Below are 15,528 nucleotides of genomic sequence, written 5' to 3' on the forward strand. Positions count from 1 at the left end.
GGAGGTGAATGAAGTGAAAACATTTAAACTAGCTTCGTTAGATATTGTAGATAGCAGAAATTCCGGCACAGTCCATCAATCATTTCCTCTGTTGGATGGACTGATTATAAACCGGGAAGATGAAGAAAATCGATGGATAGTGGAAGCCTTCCTTGAGAATAAATACTATGATTTTTTTACCGAGCTGTGTGATAAAAATAAAGAAGTTATCATTCAAGTCCATATCACTAAAAAGTCAAATGCACCAGCAACCTTCATCACCTCCGTGATTGGCGTAAATGAAATTGGCAAGAATATGAATGTGCTTTTTCGGGGAACAATCGTCAATCACCAAAAGGAAATTGTTGAAGATAAATTAAAAGCGCTTATCGACGAAGGTTATAATGGAGAAAAGCTTCTGGAGAAATTCAAAGAGAGTATGTAGTAGAGGTTGGCCGTAGCAGACTGACCTTTCATAGCCTCTTCTTCCTGGTCCTCCTATGACTTCATCCTCTTCGCTCTTTCCTCTTTTTGATATATTTATAATAAATTTTCCTGAAATTTGAGCAAAGTCGATATCTGACTGCTATAATGTTATTAAGTTTTCAGAAATAGAGCCGATATAACTATTGAAGGTTTATGAGGGGTTTCGAAATGTTTCAGAATAAATCAGTATTCCACTGGACAAGAAGGCTTTCACCAGTTCAGCTAATTTTATTATTTTATTTAGCAGCAGTCATTATTTCAACAGTTTTACTCGCACTTCCTGTTGCACATCAGGAGGGTGTGGATCTGGCATTTATTGATATTCTATTCACGGCTGTAAGCGCTATTAGTGTTACTGGTCTAAGTTCCATTTCTATTGTGGAGTCCTTCAGCACCACAGGAATTATACTGCTGGCAGTAATTCTTCAGCTTGGTGGGGTCGGGGTTATGGCGGCTGGAACGTTTATCTGGCTGATCATGGGAAAAAAAATAGGATTGAAAGAGCGCAGGCTGATTATGACAGACCAGAATCAGACATCGTTCCAGGGCATGGTAAGACTGATAAAGCAGATTCTAATTGTGATTCTAACCATAGAGTTTGTGGGATTTCTCGTTTTAGGAACCCATTTTCTGCAGTATTTCCCGACAGCCAAAGAGGCGTATCTGCAGGGATTCTTTGGTTCAATCAGTGCCACAACCAATGGAGGCTTTGATATTACAGGTCAATCATTGAGACTTTTCAAGGATGATTATTTTGTACAATTCATCAATATGCTCCTGATTATATTCGGGGCAATTGGTTATCCTGTTCTGATTGAGGTAAAGGAATTCATTTTTGCAAAAGCTGAGTATCGTCAGCATATGAAGTTTACGTTGTTTACAAAAGTAACAACTTTTACGTTTCTCATGCTTATTATTATGGGGTCATTATTTATCTGGCTGATTGACATTAATCATTTTTTTGCTGGAAAATCCTGGCATGAAGCCCTGTTTTATTCGATGTTTCAGTCGGTAACCACTCGAAGCGGTGGATTATCGACAATGGATGTCAGTCAGTTGACGGAAGCGAATCATTTATTTATGTCCATGCTTATGTTTATTGGTGCCTCACCAAGCAGTGCCGGCGGGGGAATACGAACGACGACATTTGCATTGGTTGTTATATTTATTTTCACTTATGCCAAAGGTGGCGGTGTGATCAGGATCTTCAAACGGGAGATATATCAGGAGGACTTATTAAAGGCAGTTACAGTGTCCTTTATGGCAATTTTAGTTGTATTTATCTCGGTGATTATTATTTCAGTTGCTGAACCATTTGATATTTCCCAGATACTTTTTGAGGTTACATCCGCATTTGGGACTGTAGGACTTTCCCTGGGAATTACCAGTGAACTTTCTACCTTTAGTAAAGTATTAATTATGTTACTGATGTTCATCGGCCGGGTGGGCATCATAACGTTCTTATTTATGTTTAGTAAGGAAAAGAAAAAAGGAAAGTACCGCTATCCGAAAGAGAAGATGATTATAGGATAATTCATGGGTGTAGTTGGGAGAGGAAGTTCATGTCGAAGGAAGTTATATTACCGATGCATTATCAGGTTTTAACAAGGTTGAAAGAAGCCATTCTTTTTGTTAACCAAAATGGCAAAATTGTTAATGGTAATAATGCTGCCTATTCTCTATTAATGATAGATGAATCATCTGACAGGTTTGTTTCCGATTATATAGATTTTGGTCTACTGGTGGAGCAAGATGATGCCCATCTGATTATGGAGCAGAAAAATCGAAATGGACGGCTGATTGAAGTGAAATCCATTCGTGCTGCAGGTGATATCTATTGTCTCATCATGAACGAACTTAATTTGCATGACAAAACCAATGAAGTAAAAAAGTATATAAATCAACTTGTACAGGATAATGCAGAAGGTATGGTAATTTACGATGAGGAAAAAATCATCGATTGTGATCAGGCCTTTGCTAACATGTTCGGATATGAGTCGATAATAGAAGTTAAGGGAAGGCAATTTTCCCAGCTACTAGATAGTAAGAGTACTGAGAAACTAGCAAAAGCAGTCCACAGTAGTCCTGATAAGCCATACGCCCTTACAGGGGTCAGAAAAGATGGAAGTCTCTTTTATATTGAAATTATGACGCATCCTTATCATCATATGGGAGAAATTATCCGTGTAGCTATTGCGAAGGATGTAACAGACCGGGTGGAGAATGAACGGCGGATTGAGTTTATGGCTTTTTATGACGAGCTTACCGATTTGCCTAATAAAAATTTCTTTTATAAAATCCTTCAGGAAGCTATTGTTGAAGCTGGTAAAAACGATGAAAAGATTGCTGTTTACTTTATTGATTTGAATTACTTTAAAGAGATTAATGATACGCTGGGTTATGCTTTTGGCGACAAACTTTTGCATGCGTGTGGAGAAAGGTTCAAAGCGTTTGCGGATACGGATACTTTTATCGCCAGGATGAGCGGGGATGAGTTTCTGATTCTTAAACGGAATTTGAAACGCAAAGATGAGGCTACCTCGCTTGCAAGAGATTTGATAACTCAGTTTGAAAAACCAATAAAGATAGAAGACTATGAAGTATTCACATCACTGAGCATTGGAATCAGTCTCTTTCCTGAAAATGGTACATCTCCGAATGATCTAGTAAAACATGCAGACTCAGCAATGTATGTGATTAAAGAAAAGCATCATAACAATTATAAGGTGTTTGAAGCGTCCATATCCGAGAACTTCAGAGCGATGTTAACGATGGAAAATGAACTGCGTAACGCCCTTAAAGAAGGGCAGTTTGAACTGCATTATCAGCCGCAAAAAAATCTGAATTCTGGGAAGGTTGTGGGTATGGAGGCGCTTCTCAGATGGAATCACCCTGTTAAAAGTTATATTCCGCCTGAGGAATTTATATCACTTGCCGAGAAAACAGGTCTCATAATTGATATTGGTGACTGGGTTTTGCGTGAAGCTTGCAGACAGAACAAAGCGTGGCAGGATCAAGGCTATCAGCCGATTATAGTAAGTGTTAATTTATCTGCGAAGCAATTTAACCAAAAAGGCTTAGTAGAGAAGGTCGAATCTGTGTTAAATGAGACAGGTTTAGATCCAGGTTATTTGGAACTGGAAATCACAGAAAGCATGGCCATGGCAAATGAAGAGTATATACTTGAGACAATGCAACGTTTACGCACTCTAGGGGTGCAGGTTTCCATTGATGATTTTGGAACCGGGTATTCTTCACTAAAATATTTAAGTATGTTTCCGATAACCAAGCTAAAAATAGATAAGATTTTTATGAATGAAAATCAGAAGCAAAATCAGGCTATAGTGAAGTCCATTATTCACATGTCGCATTCCCTTAATATGAAGGTCATTGCGGAAGGTGTGGAAACAATCGAACAGCTTAATTTTCTTCAGGGGGAGAAATGTGATGAGATGCAGGGGTTTTATTTCAGTAAACCGTTGCCGCCTGAAAAGTTAACAAGAATTTTTAAGCCAGTAGGGTAGAAGAACATCCATAAAAAAGCTTGTGCGCATGCACAAGCTTTTTTACAAGGTAAGAAAGTATATAATTTTGGCTCTATAAAGCTCTTTGTCAGCAAAAGCCAACTCCAGCTACAGCGCCCATCACCTAGTGCCCTTCCGGACTCTTCTTACGTTAAGTCAACATCAATTCGAAATGTAAGGAAGGCCGACTAAAACCGGCCTATGCGGCCAACGTCGGCATACCCCTTTTGCAGGGGCATGTTTCCTTTATCTCTAAGGGAAGATCGACTAAGTCCGCCGCTTTGCGCGGCAACGTCGACCCACCCCGTTTGACGGGGCGCAGGGCATACGGTGATAAGCAGGGCGCTTGCGCTTTTGTTCCAAGGTAAGAAAGTATATGATTTTGGCTCTATAAAGCTCTTTGCCAGCAAGAGCCACGTCCAGCTACAGCGCCCATCACCTAGTGCCCTTCCGGACTCTTCTTACGATAAGTCAACTTCAATTCGCTTTGCTCATTGTGTTTCCTTTATCTCATACGATTCCGTCCAGGTCATACGGTGATAAGCAGGGCGCTTGCGCTTTTGTTCTTATCCTTGACTTTTTGTATTAGTAATACTTAGTATTTTAAACTGATTGTTCTCATGCCCAATAATAAATTTATAGCTGGTAGTCTCCTCCTTGGTCTCAAGTTGATCAGGAAGCTTTGTTTTCACGGTAACATCAATTGTTACTTCAATCTGGTTGTCGTCAAGAAGCTTACTTGACGGTTGTCCATATTCAAGGTCAGCAAAGTGTGTATATCCATCCCTGAACTCTGTGTAGGAATTGGATAATTGCATGGAGCTTCCGAGCAACGTATATGCAGCTACATAGTCCCGAATCGCAATGCTATCGAGAAAATAAGTGGTGATATACTCAGCGCTGTCAATAAGTTCATCCGATTTAGTATCTTTTCCAATATCAGATGAGCTGGCAAAATCCAACTGGTCGTTTTGCACCTCGTTGGTCCATTTTGTGACCTGGTCTATAACGTCGACTATAGGAATACTGAAACCAATCGTTCCATCCTCTGTGCCGACAGAATTAATACCAATGACGTTACCAGTTTCTCTGCTGATAAGTGGGCCGCCGCTGTTTCCGTGAGTAATCCGGGCTGAAATCTGATAAGCGTTATCATAATTGAAGCCGTCGACGGAAAAGTCACGTTCGGTGCCTGATATTATTCCAAGCGTAACGGTGTTCTGAAAACCATGAGGACTGCCCAGTGCGATTACCTCATCACCAGTTTCGGCTTGCTTTTCGGTTTCTACCGTTAACGCATTGTGACCTGCAAGCTGAGGAACGCGGATTACGGCAACATCGGTGTCTTGTCCCATTCCAACTACAGCTGCTGGGTAGACTCTCGCATTCGCTGTTCGAACATAAATGACATCCGCATCCCTTACTACATGGGCGTTGGTGATAATGTCACCCTTATCATTGAATATGAACCCTGAACCGGTAATGTTGCTGTATTCATTCTGTCCTTCTATTTGAACTACACTTTTTTCAGCTTCATGGATAATGGATTTCAAATCACTACTTCGGGACTCCGATTCAACTTTATTAATAATAGGGTTATTTACAGCGATAGTTTGGGAGGACCACAAATTATTTATGAGAAACATCAATCCAATCCCAAGGGCAGCAGCAAGCACTGTTGCTATAATGGGACCTGTATGTTTTTTGTGCATATATTCACCTCAGGAAATACAAAATATTATTGATCGGTATACCATTTTATCTTGTCTACTTTAATCGTTATATCTTTGCCTTTTTGATCTATATCGAAATGGGTGAATTCGAATTCCCCGGTTTCGTCTGGATAAAGGGTATCAGGATAGACGTATACCTTGTTTGACAGAAATTCTGTTCCTGTCTTGGTTAACAGGGAATACTCAACAAGTATTGTGTTAATCGGTATGGTAGCAACACTTTTCACTTTTCCTTTTACAACAAGTTTACCTTGTTCATCGCTGGAAACATCTACAGAAACAAGCTCAATTGCATCATTTTCATTCAGCTTTCTTTCTTTCTCTGCTGAGCTGATTGCCTGTTCAATACGCTGGCGCTGGGCAGTTTCAAAAGCAATTTTCTCTTTTTCAATGGTTGTCTGAAGACTAAGCAGTTTCTCTGATTCAGGTGCATAATTTAGTCCGTCTTCAACAATCAGTAATGCATCGGCGAACTGTTTATCGTTTAACTGTTCACTTGCTTTGGAAAAGGTGTAATCAACAATCTGGTTTCGGATATCTGCGGTAATTTCTTTCCCTTGATCAGTTTTGATTGCTTCCGCTTCCCAGACTAGTGTTTTCAAATCGTCGATACTAGGCTTTTGTTGTAATCTGTATTTAAGTTCTTCTATTTTTACGGTATTACGGTGTGCCGTAATGTTACTGATTAGAGGCTTTACCGCATCTCCGTTGAAATTCTTAAGTTCCTTTTCTGCTTCGTTTATCAATGTTAAAGCTTCCTGAAATTTCTGCTGTGCCAGGGCTTCCTTTGCCTCACTCAGGCTATTCTCAATTTGAATCGCCTTTTGGACATAGCTTAGCGCTACTTCAGCCTGAGAAAAATGCTTGTTTTGCTCGAGAGCAGAGTGGAGTAAATCTTCCGCTTCATCGTATTTGCCATCCATGGTTAAATCTTCCGCTTTGTTGTATAAGGACTTTGCGTCAGCAGTTTGTTGCTGAAGAAAAACATAGTAAGTTCCGGCAGATAATAGTAATACAGCCAAAAGTGCAATAGGTATGTACCAGAGTTTATTGAATACTTTTTGGTCTTCAAGACGCTCTGACAAATCCTGTGGTAATTGCTTGCCACATTTTATACAAAAATGTTCATTTTCTTTTACTTTCATACCACAGTGAGGGCAGTGGTGCATAGCAAAACCTACTTTCAAAAGTCTGTTATATCCTGTTGGTAAAATAATCATTACTCAGTCCAGTCCGTACGTCACTAACGGAGGCTGTCGCTTTTGTATATTTTAACATATTTTCGCTTTATTTAGGATGATTAAATTGGTATTATAAGAAGGGAAGGACATATTTACTAAGAAATGTTACACTTTTTACATATTTGGAGTTAGGGAGGGTATTCGAATGGATATTTGGGAAACGGCATTTGGAATTATCTGTTTTGGGCTTCTTGCACTGAACATTGGATATTGTATCTGGGACAATGAATAATAAATATGGGTCAGACCTGGCGCCTGACCCAACCACTTATTCTAAAACATTCCATTCACTAAATGGGAATATGACTACTTCAGCTTCTCCCACTATATTCTCCGCGCGAATCATACCAAGTCCATTACGGCTGTCTTTGCTGATAGCACGGTTATCTCCCATCACGAAGTATTGATTTTTCGGCACTTCAATTGGTCCAATTATTCCGGTACTACTTCTTGCGTTTTCGCTAATAAAGTTTTGTTCATATTCTTTTCCGTCAATATATAATGTATCGTTTACCACTTTTACGGTTTCCCCGGGTAAAGCAATAATCCGTTTTACATAATTTTTCAGTGGCCTTTCTATAATTACAATATCTCCGCGTTCAGGCTCATCAAATAAATACATAAATTTATTGAAGAGAACTGTTTCGCCGTCTTCAAGGGTTGGTACCATGCTTTCTCCATCTACAACTGAGGTTGCAAATACAAATGACCGCAGTAAGAAGGCTAATAGAATTGCTATCAGAATAGCTTTGCCCCATTCCACCCATTCATTTTTCTTTTTTTCTTTAGACAAAAAGGACATCCTTTCTCATTCAGGAAATACATTTAACATCGTAGCACAATCGGTGTTCTCTATCGAGTAAAAGTATTACTTATTACTCTTTTTCTTTTGTTTTGCAATTTCCTTCAATTCCTTGATCATGTTATTCCTGTATTCATTATCTGTTTGCAGATGAAGCCCCATTTCAGTGGAACTGTGGAACCTTTTTGACCAAATCACCGTTCCTGGCGCATGGAAGGCACTGGAATTAAGACTGAAAGACAAATATACTTTTTGATTCCGAGCGAAATTTATATCATGATTGCATCGGACTTTTGCTCCTTCGTTACTAACATCCAGAACCTCCACAACAGCGTTGACTGTATTACTCTCTTCACGCTTTGTAAGCTTACCAGTAACAGGCTGATTGAAAACGAAGCGATAAGATTCATTTCTTTTATAATACAATAGTATTCTCCTTTCCAATCTATTAGTAGATGGTAATATCGTATTTTGTCAATAAAATAATCAAACTTAACGGAAGCTTGTCAATGTTTGTCCATCGTGCTAAAGTTAAATAACAATCGCTAAAGGAGGCGGGGTATTTATAAATGAACAAAGCGGATAAGCTTTTGGAAAAAAGGATTGAACTTTTGCGCAACAAGATGGCAGAAGTTGCGCTGGAAAAAGGGTTTACCAGCAATGAGTCCATTTCAATCAGCCAGGAGCTGGACAAGCTCCTCAACCTTTATGAAGAAATCAAAATGTGCAGCCCCTCCGGCAACAAAAAATGAACTAGCTGTCTTTCACCTTCGTCAGATATGCTTCAAGGCGATCAAGCCCGACTCTGATTGTGTCAAAGTCATATGCATAAGAAAGGCGCATATAACCTTCACCGAGATAAGAGAAGGAATCTCCAGGAACTAATGCCACTTTTCCGTTTCTTACAAGGTCAATTCCCAACTCAAAAGAAGTATAATTGTTAAACGAGATTTTTGGGAAGAAGTAAAATGCACCCTCGGGTTTGTTTACTTCTAGTCCCATTCCTACCAAACGGTCATACACATAATCGCGTCTTTTACGATATTCTTCGCGCATGTTCTGCGGATCTTTTGCTCCCTCTGTCAATGCCTGTAGTGCGGCATACTGACTTAATGATGATGCACAAGACACATTATACTGATGAACTTTCAGCATTTGTCCGGCCAGCCAGGATGGTGCGAGTGCATAGCCAATTCGGAAGCCAGTCATAGAATGGGACTTGGATAAACCATTAATAACGATAGTTCTGTCTTTGACTTCGTTAAATTCTGCTATGGAAACGTGTTTTTGGTCATAGACAAGTTCACTATATATTTCATCCGCAAGAATAAATATATTTTTATCCTGAAGGAAAGTAGCCAGATCATGTAGCTCTTCCCGTGTGAATGAGGCCCCAGTTGGATTGGAAGGGTAGGGGAGAACGACACATTTTGTTCGATCAGTAATACACCTCTCCAGATTTCCCTTTGTCAGCTTGAAATTATCCTGTGTAGTATCGGCATGGATTACCGTCCCACCGGCCAGCCTTATTAACGGTTCGTATCCCGGATAAATAGGGCCAGGCAGAATAACCTCATCATTTTGTTCCAAAATTGTCCGGAAAGTAATATCTATTGCCTGGGATGCTCCGGTGGTTACGATTATCTCTGAAGCCGGATTATAGGATACCTGGTAATTATTTTTATAAAAATCTGCGATTGCCGTACGAAGTTCCAAAATCCCGGCATTATGGGTATATGTAGTTTTATTTTCATTTAGTGCTTCTTTCATGGCATTCTTCACATGATCTGGAGTATGGAAATCAGGCTGACCGATTGTCAATGAAGTAACATCTTTTTCGTCAGATACCATGTTGAAGAATTTCCTGATACCAGATATTTCAATATGTTGCACATTTTTATTAAGGGTTGGTCTCATGTTGTAGCCTCCAAGTTAAACTTTTTAGAAAATGTTCAAATAATTTCGATTTATCATGCGTGAAATAGGGTATAATGGTTATGGAACGAAAGTAAAGGAGTGTGAAAATATGCGTCCAAAACACCAGAATTTTGAAGAACTTGTCAAAAAGAATAAACAAGAACTGCTTGCCGATGAAAATGAGTTGAAAGAAATTGAACTTCGATTGGAAAAAAAGCAAACTGAACAAAAAACGGATAATGTCAATGATTCTCATTAAGCCGAACTCTCTCTTCATAAGTACATCAGGCATAGTTTCAAACGCTTCACCCTGCTGAAGCACTCTCAAAATAATCATAACATACGTTGTATATGTTAACTATCCTCAAATCTGCAAAGAAGGGGAGCAGTATCGGCCGATACTGCTCCCCTTCCATTTATTTAATCCCAGGTTAGAGATTCTTAAACAAAATATTATTCTCCAAATGCACATGCTGGAAAGTATTGGTCTCCATATCAGCCAGTCTTGCGTAGGTAATCCGGTAAGAATTGCAGGCATCGGCAGGTGGTACGAAGCCATTTGTAATTTCCCTCATGCGTTTTAGTATATCTCCTGAAGAGGCATGTTCTTCTTCAAGGTCTCCGTTTACTTCTTTAATATGGGTCAGAAGTTTGGGATCCTGATTTTTCTCATACTCTTTAATCAATGGGAAAACTTCAGTTTCTTCTTTAATCATATGCTCTTCCATTTCCACTTTGAAGTCATTATACAAGTGATGCAATTCTTTTAAATGTGGATGGTTGGTTCCGTGTACACGCAAGATTTTGGTGACAAACTGGCCAAGGGCAGGCAGCTCATCGTTAAGGTATGCATGATGTGTATGAACGATATGATCAATAAGTTCAGTATGCGGAATAGCTTCCCAGTCGGTTACCTGATGATCTTCCTTCTGCCAGTTCTCGAATGCAACATTTAATTCATTTAATACAGCATCTCCATCAAAATTTCCCTCGTTAAATACATCGCTAAGCGGACGTGCGCCGCCACAGCAGAAGTCGATTCGGCTCTCTTTAAATAGATCGCTCGCTTTAGGGAAGATTTTTACGATGTCCGCTGGTGTATGTTCAATTGTAAATTGACTCATTACTGATACCTCCTGTTATTGGGTCTATCACTTTAATAGAGGGTCAGTAGCCAGTGTGACGTGATTAATATCACTTAAAGTAGATTTTCTATTTTAATTGATGTACCGTTTCTGGGCAAATAAGTTCTTTTTTCTATTCCGTACATTTGTCTGAATGACGATAACCGCACCGATAATACATATCATTCCGACTAACTGGGTCAGTGAAAATGGTTCTTCAAAAATGTAAATTCCGATGATAGTTGCCACAACGGGTTCTATTGTGGTCAGTATTGATGCCTTGGATGCTTCTGTGCGGTTAAGTCCATAAGTGTAAATTATATATGCAAATGAAGTAGGAAGAAAGCCGAGCCCCAACACGTAAAAAAGAATTGTGGGATCCATCAGCAGAAAGAATTTATCTTCGTACGGGAAAAAGGGCATTAATGTAACAGCTGCCACAATAAATGTGTAGGTGGTTATACTAAGACTGGAGTATTTTTTCAATGCAAACTTGCTGAATATACTGTAAAGCGCATAACCAACCCCTGATCCCAGACCGAACATTATCGCGGACAGGCTGAACACGCTCATATCCAGTGGTACCAGGCCCACTATTAGTGCAGTACCTGCAAGGGTAATCAACAAGGCAATCAACTTTGGACCGGTGAGTGGTTCCTTGAATAAGAAGAATGAAAATATAGTGACGAACGCTGGCGCGGTATAAAGTAACGCGGTTGCCACTGGGATTGTCGAAAGGTCTATCGCTGTAAACATACAATAATTAAAAAAGATGATACTGAAGATTCCAGTACCGATAAAATATTTTATATCTGACAGGGATTTCAGCTTCAGCTTGGACGGTGAAGTAATTATTAAATAGATTACAAGAATTAGGGCAGCCGACCACGCCCGTAAGGTAACGACTTCCATAGGTGTGAAACCTAAACTATATAGGTTTTTCACATACCATCCAATTGTTCCCCATAAAGCCGCACCCAAAATTATTGCCAAAAAAGCCTTCCGCATAACAGCTCACCCCTTATCTATGGAATTTTCATTATATCAAAAGAGCGTATATAAGTAATCTATTATGTCAATAATTGGTTAATAATAAATGGGGGAGGGAAGAGACAGGATGATTGAAGAACTGTTACCACTTGAATACTTGCCTGATGTAATAAAAGCGGAACATATTTATCTATTGGCCGGTGCTTTTTTAAGTTATATATTGATTCGCCCACTTTTAAAATGGATTGTTTCCATGAAGTCGTACTACCTGCTTTATTATATGTTTGTAAGTATGGTTCTGCTTGTAATCTATCTTTTCGGAACGGTTATCACGGGTCAGTTGAATGTATGGATGCTCTCGGTAATGCTTCAAAGTCTGTCAGCTTTCGGGGGAGTTCTTGTTTTGTATTATATAATCCGGCGATTATTTAAAAATATTTAGAGAGGCTGCTCTAAGGTGTATAACCTTTTAGTGCAGCCTCTCTATAATTATTCAGAACGTTCATCATTTACGCCTGACTCGTTTTCCATAACTTCAGCCCAGGTAAATGCAAGCCGGTTTAATTCAGGGGGGAGCGGCTGGCCAGGTGGTACCAGCCGAGTAACTGTCCGTTTCTCTTCATGTGATAGTTGCTCGAATGTATCTCGAAGAACCTCGCACTGTTTGGCATAACTTTTTAGTTCGTACATGAAATCCTGCATTTCTATAGTAATATGAATCACTCCTTTTTACAGGACTATATCCCTGATTTCTATCCATAAAACATTTCTGGAAACTTGGAGTTTCTGTCGCAATCTAATTCAGCGTCGACGTGTTTTGGTTGGGGGCCATTCCATTTTTCCGAGGGAGGACTGCGTAAAATATGCAGATGAGTATTTTCTGTTCACAGTCTGCTTCTGCTGTTTTCCTTCAGGCTTAATATTCAGGTAACGATAAACGACTTTTTTTGCCTGTGACAGAGACATTTTCGTTTGGGGATTCCTGTAGTTTTCATCCAGCTCACCTAAGTGTTTAACCTCTTTGAAATCTTCCTTCGCGGGTGGAATATGGAAGAAGTAGTTATCCACTTTGACAAGAAGAGTGGAGTGCTGGTTACTGAATTTTGGATGGTTTGAAAAGTGAAGGCCGACTTTTTCTGCCCGTTTTTCTTCCAGCAGGTGTTTGATAGTTTCTTTCTTGATATGGTATAGATGCTGGGGCTCGGGCGCAGTTTTGGCATGACGGTTTATGGTATAAAGTGCCTTGGCAAGATCATTTAGGGGAATGGTAGGTTTCTTTCCCTTCATTTTTTAGCTCTCTCCTTTCCTGAATTTGGATTTCCTGCTTTAATCGTAGCGTAAAGCTTGTCCTATTGCAATCTTAATAATTCTTAAATCTTGTTGCTCTTTCACCTTCAAAGTTGATATAAACTACGAAGTAGTGAAAATTTAATATATGAGTGTTTGGACCCGTTCCGGCAGAATACTTCGCTTTCACCACTCCAGGTGCAAGTACGACATCTGCTCATGCTTTCGCAGTGTCTCCTTTGCCGGGGATACGGCCTCAGCCTCCTCACTCGTTCCTCGCTGTGGGGTCTTCGGACTCGTGCTGTTCCCCAGGAGTCTACGTATTCTGCTACTCTATTACAGGTTTCCGGCTTAAAAATGAACTGTTCTAAGGTACTCTTGTATAGAGTTCCTCAAGCGTAAAAGGCATAAAAAGCAAATACAAAGCTCGCTATCAGCGGAGGAAATACACGGAGACTCCTACGGGAGCAGAGGCCTCGATGAGACCCCGGGGAGCGTTAGCTCAACGGAGGCTCAACAGCCACCCGTGGAAAGCGTAATGTATTTCCGTAGCAGTGTTTCAGCACTCTATCTTTGAAGTCTTCACTACTTCGCAGTTTATAGATTTTGTGTCAAAAACAACAAACAGGCTAATAAATAGTAATTGACCATCCTGTATATTGAATTGTCATGGTAATGAATGCTTTACTTATATAGGATAGGCACCGAAGTTTTGCGCTTTTCTGTATACCAAGTGAAAGGGGACAAACCATTTCGGTTTATCCCCGGATTCTTTAAAATCCTGTGATATTACTGCATTGCTTTGATGTCATCCACGATTTTTTCCATGTTTGCCTGAACTCTACCATCATAGCGTTTAATGGCATATCCTTCTGGAGTTACCAAAAAGAAACTGGTGGCGTGCATAACTTGATCGGAGTCCGCAACTTTTTCCACAGCTGATTTAAACGATTTAATGGAAAACTCTTTAATGGTATCAAACTCATAACCTGTAAAAAGATGCCAGTTTTCAAGTGACCCGCCCCGTGCTTTTACATATGATTTGAGTGTTTCATGATCATCATTTTTAGGATCCACGCTGAAGGAAACAAGCTTAACTTCTTCCTCGAGACCCGCTTCTTTCAGTTGATCCTGCAGTTTAGCCATATTGGCTGTCATAGGCGGGCAAACAGTCGTACAGTTGGTGAAAATAAAATCAGCTACCCAAAATTCACCCTTAAGATCTTCTTTGCTGATTTTTTCACCGGCCTGGTTCGTAAATGTGAAGTCCTGGACCTCGTAAGAAAAGTCGCCCTCATATTTATCACCGCAGCCACCCAGAATCACTACTGCAAACAGCAGAGAAAATATAAATTTATAATTAAACATATATAATTTCCTCCTTGGAAACTTCCATCCGAAATAATAAAATCGCTATTAGTGTAGCATGGTTGTGTATGAAAAACCATGGATAAAATGTTACGGATATAGCAGGGAAGCCGCTTAACCCGACTTTAACGTGTATACATGAAACTGTGGTTTGCACAAAAACCTGTACGGGACTCTAGTAGTCCCAATACCCCTGCTTACATGCAATTCCAATTTTCCACCTTCCAATATGTATTTTCCCATTACATACTTATCCGCATAGTCTGGTGTATAAAGGTCTCCTATAAAAGGAAGACGGACTTGTCCACCATGACTGTGACCGGAAAACTGGACATGGACAGGATAGTGAAGTGTTTCTTCAGCAAAGTCAGGTTCATGCGATAGAAGAATCGTAAACTTATCCGGATCGGTACCCTGTAAGGCCTTGTCTAAATCAGGTTTTCCTAGCATGACATCGTCTATTCCTGCAAGAACAATAGATTCGTTGCTGCTGTTAATCGATGTATGGCTGTTTTGTAAAAGCTGAAAGCCAGCCTTGTCCATTACTTCTCTTAAAGTCTGTGTACCATACCCTCCATGGTCATGGTTTCCATAAATCCAGTACTTTCCGTGCTTTGCCTGAAGGGAACTCAAAATCCTTACGATATCTGAATTCCAATTATATGTGTCGGGATCGTCCACAAGGTCGCCAGTGAACACAATAAGATCAGGGGTAACACTATTAATTTTTTGGCAAAGTTTCTTAAGTTTGTCGAGGGAATAGTGATGACCAACATGTGTATCGGAAAATTGAACAATTTTGAAGTTTTGGAACCCCTTTGGGATCACTGCGGAGCTTATTTCCTCTCGCGTAACTTCAAGCATGGCAGGTTCAATTTCCCTGGCATAATAGTAAGTTCCTCCACCAAGGCCCACTACGGCCAGCATACTCCCGATTGACCGTTTCAAAAATGTACGCCTGTTCATTTCATCCAAACCTTTCCTGGAATGCAAAAGTAAACTGATGATATTAATCATACCTCAATTTTTTGTATGTTTAAATATTATTTAGTAGATACATTAATATGGGAATTTTCC

At 39.8% G+C, this 15,528-nt stretch carries 17 protein-coding genes; 6 read left to right on the forward strand and 11 right to left on the reverse strand.

The genetic code is table 11. The features are described 5' to 3' along the window. The first annotated feature begins 13 nt into the window (after positions 1-13). From ACFO3D_RS01720 to ACFO3D_RS01730, 3 genes are all read left to right on the forward strand, one after another. Positions 14-424, forward strand: coding sequence for a YwpF-like family protein (locus ACFO3D_RS01720; protein ID WP_390292863.1), 411 nt, complete (start codon positions 14-16; stop codon positions 422-424). A gap of 209 nt (positions 425-633) precedes the next feature. Continuing rightward, positions 634-1,998, forward strand: coding sequence for a TrkH family potassium uptake protein (locus ACFO3D_RS01725; RefSeq protein ID WP_390292864.1), 1,365 nt, complete (start codon positions 634-636; stop codon positions 1,996-1,998). Positions 1,999-2,027: 29 nt separating this feature from the next. Next, on the forward strand, positions 2,028-3,989 hold the full coding sequence (locus tag ACFO3D_RS01730) for a sensor domain-containing protein (RefSeq protein WP_390292865.1): 1,962 nt from the start codon (positions 2,028-2,030) through the stop codon (positions 3,987-3,989). A gap of 566 nt (positions 3,990-4,555) precedes the next feature. On the opposite strand, the gene ACFO3D_RS01735 is transcribed toward ACFO3D_RS01730, so the two are convergent. The 4 genes from ACFO3D_RS01735 to ACFO3D_RS01750 all read right to left on the reverse strand — a co-directional run bounded on the left by ACFO3D_RS01735 (position 4,556) and on the right by ACFO3D_RS01750 (position 8,191). Then, on the reverse strand, positions 4,556-5,701 hold the full coding sequence (locus ACFO3D_RS01735) for a S1C family serine protease (protein ID WP_390292866.1): 1,146 nt from the start codon (positions 5,699-5,701) through the stop codon (positions 4,556-4,558). A gap of 26 nt (positions 5,702-5,727) precedes the next feature. Continuing rightward, positions 5,728-6,891 carry a zinc-ribbon domain-containing protein gene (locus ACFO3D_RS01740; RefSeq protein WP_390292867.1) on the reverse strand — a complete coding sequence of 388 codons (1,164 nt, stop codon included), beginning with the start codon at positions 6,889-6,891 and terminating at the stop codon, positions 5,728-5,730. 340 nt (positions 6,892-7,231) lie between these two features. Further along, positions 7,232-7,756, reverse strand: coding sequence for a signal peptidase I (gene lepB / locus ACFO3D_RS01745; protein WP_390292868.1), 525 nt, complete (start codon positions 7,754-7,756; stop codon positions 7,232-7,234). A gap of 75 nt (positions 7,757-7,831) precedes the next feature. Then, positions 7,832-8,191 carry a PilZ domain-containing protein gene (locus tag ACFO3D_RS01750; RefSeq protein ID WP_390292870.1) on the reverse strand — a complete coding sequence of 120 codons (360 nt, stop codon included), beginning with the start codon at positions 8,189-8,191 and terminating at the stop codon, positions 7,832-7,834. Between the two features lie 143 nt (positions 8,192-8,334). Between ACFO3D_RS01750 and ACFO3D_RS01755 the strand changes: the two genes are divergently transcribed. Continuing rightward, the gene (locus ACFO3D_RS01755) at positions 8,335-8,517 is read left to right on the forward strand and encodes a Spo0E family sporulation regulatory protein-aspartic acid phosphatase (RefSeq protein WP_390292871.1); all 183 of its coding nucleotides are present in this window, start codon (positions 8,335-8,337) and stop codon (positions 8,515-8,517) included. 1 nt (position 8,518) lies between these two features. Here ACFO3D_RS01755 and ACFO3D_RS01760 read toward each other — a convergent pair whose 3' ends face one another. Then, positions 8,519-9,682, reverse strand: a complete 1,164-nt coding sequence (locus ACFO3D_RS01760) for an aminotransferase A (protein ID WP_390292872.1) — start codon at positions 9,680-9,682, stop codon at positions 8,519-8,521. 109 nt (positions 9,683-9,791) lie between these two features. Between ACFO3D_RS01760 and ACFO3D_RS01765 the strand changes: the two genes are divergently transcribed. Further along, positions 9,792-9,941, forward strand: a complete 150-nt coding sequence (locus tag ACFO3D_RS01765) for an FbpB family small basic protein (protein WP_390292873.1) — start codon at positions 9,792-9,794, stop codon at positions 9,939-9,941. Between the two features lie 172 nt (positions 9,942-10,113). Here the strand turns inward: ACFO3D_RS01765 and ric are convergent, their stop codons facing one another. After that, a complete protein-coding gene (gene ric / locus ACFO3D_RS01770; protein ID WP_390292874.1) occupies positions 10,114-10,806 on the reverse strand; it encodes an iron-sulfur cluster repair di-iron protein in 693 nt (230 codons plus the stop codon). A 93-nt stretch (positions 10,807-10,899) separates the two neighbouring features. After that, a complete protein-coding gene (locus ACFO3D_RS01775; protein WP_390292875.1) occupies positions 10,900-11,814 on the reverse strand; it encodes a DMT family transporter in 915 nt (304 codons plus the stop codon). A gap of 109 nt (positions 11,815-11,923) precedes the next feature. On the opposite strand from ACFO3D_RS01775, the gene ACFO3D_RS01780 reads away from it, so the two are divergent. Then, positions 11,924-12,238, forward strand: coding sequence for a hypothetical protein (locus tag ACFO3D_RS01780; protein WP_390292876.1), 315 nt, complete (start codon positions 11,924-11,926; stop codon positions 12,236-12,238). A 47-nt stretch (positions 12,239-12,285) separates the two neighbouring features. On the opposite strand, the gene ACFO3D_RS01785 is transcribed toward ACFO3D_RS01780, so the two are convergent. From ACFO3D_RS01785 to ACFO3D_RS01800, 4 genes are all read right to left on the reverse strand, one after another. After that, the gene (locus ACFO3D_RS01785) at positions 12,286-12,486 is read right to left on the reverse strand and encodes a hypothetical protein (RefSeq protein ID WP_390292877.1); all 201 of its coding nucleotides are present in this window, start codon (positions 12,484-12,486) and stop codon (positions 12,286-12,288) included. A 111-nt stretch (positions 12,487-12,597) separates the two neighbouring features. Then, complete coding sequence (locus tag ACFO3D_RS01790) at positions 12,598-13,083, reverse strand: YkyB family protein (RefSeq protein ID WP_390292878.1); 486 nt, start codon at positions 13,081-13,083, stop codon at positions 12,598-12,600. Between the two features lie 789 nt (positions 13,084-13,872). Continuing rightward, positions 13,873-14,451, reverse strand: a complete 579-nt coding sequence (locus ACFO3D_RS01795) for an SCO family protein (protein ID WP_390292879.1) — start codon at positions 14,449-14,451, stop codon at positions 13,873-13,875. 114 nt (positions 14,452-14,565) lie between these two features. Beyond that, positions 14,566-15,417, reverse strand: coding sequence for a metallophosphoesterase (locus ACFO3D_RS01800; protein WP_390292880.1), 852 nt, complete (start codon positions 15,415-15,417; stop codon positions 14,566-14,568). Between the last annotated feature and the right edge of the window lie 111 nt (positions 15,418-15,528).

It is taken from the genome of Virgibacillus kekensis (assembly GCF_042654125.1).
Lineage (GTDB): Bacteria > Bacillota > Bacilli > Bacillales > Amphibacillaceae > Lentibacillus > Lentibacillus kekensis.